Origin of the sequence: Pseudomonas avellanae BPIC 631, from assembly GCF_000444135.1 — a bacterium.
GTDB lineage: Bacteria > Pseudomonadota > Gammaproteobacteria > Pseudomonadales > Pseudomonadaceae > Aquipseudomonas > Aquipseudomonas avellanae.
Map to the genome: position 1 here is coordinate 1 of NZ_ATDK01000500.1, position 683 is coordinate 683.

At 44.4% G+C, this 683-nt stretch carries 1 protein-coding gene; it reads left to right on the plus strand.

Annotation, left to right across the window (positions count from 1 at the left end; translation table 11 throughout):
* A partial coding sequence (locus DW49_RS1000000133435; RefSeq protein ID WP_206539581.1) for a hypothetical protein occupies positions 1-461 on the plus strand: 461 nt, incomplete at its 5' end.
* Positions 462-683: the final 222 nt, after the last annotated feature.

Consider the following 683-nt stretch of genomic DNA (forward strand, 5'->3'; position numbering starts at 1 on the left):
TTTTTCAGAGTTTCCTTAGGGAATCAATCCCGCGGCGATCCAATACTTTTCAAGCCGTCTACATATTTATATTTGTTGGTCAGCATAATCAGCAGGATACTTGGGCTCGCCATACCTGTTGTGATCAATTGCACGGGTTTGTTAGCGATGCCTGGGGCCGCTTCGCGGTCGCGGCAGGTTTAGACTTTGCGGATGTCTCTGATCGCGCGGACTTAATCGACATGATGCTCAGGCATCTTCAATTGAACCTAATCGCCGATAATTACGCCACGCACAAACATCTAAGATGTGAAATTCTGACTCGAAAATTATCCATGCCTTCATGTACATCTCACACAATTTCAAGCTCGTTAACGATCATAGCTAAGCGCTTTTTTACGACATCACAGCTTACTTCCGCGACAGCAGCTTCAGTTCAGCTCACGAGCTGGACAGCTAAACCAGCACATTTTTGGCATTAGGAAATGCTCAATCGACTCGCTACGTTTGGAACGTTGAAGGAGGCGATATCTCGAACAAGACACAACGAGCCCGCGCGGCGATAACCACGCAAGCATGATATAGGTTAATTTTTAGATGGTATTCTAGTGTACTGTTTTCGAAAAAATCAGCCACCAACTAACGGAAAATTCAAATCTTATCAATAGCTTAGCTTGCAGGTTATGGGTAACTTATTTCGAAAA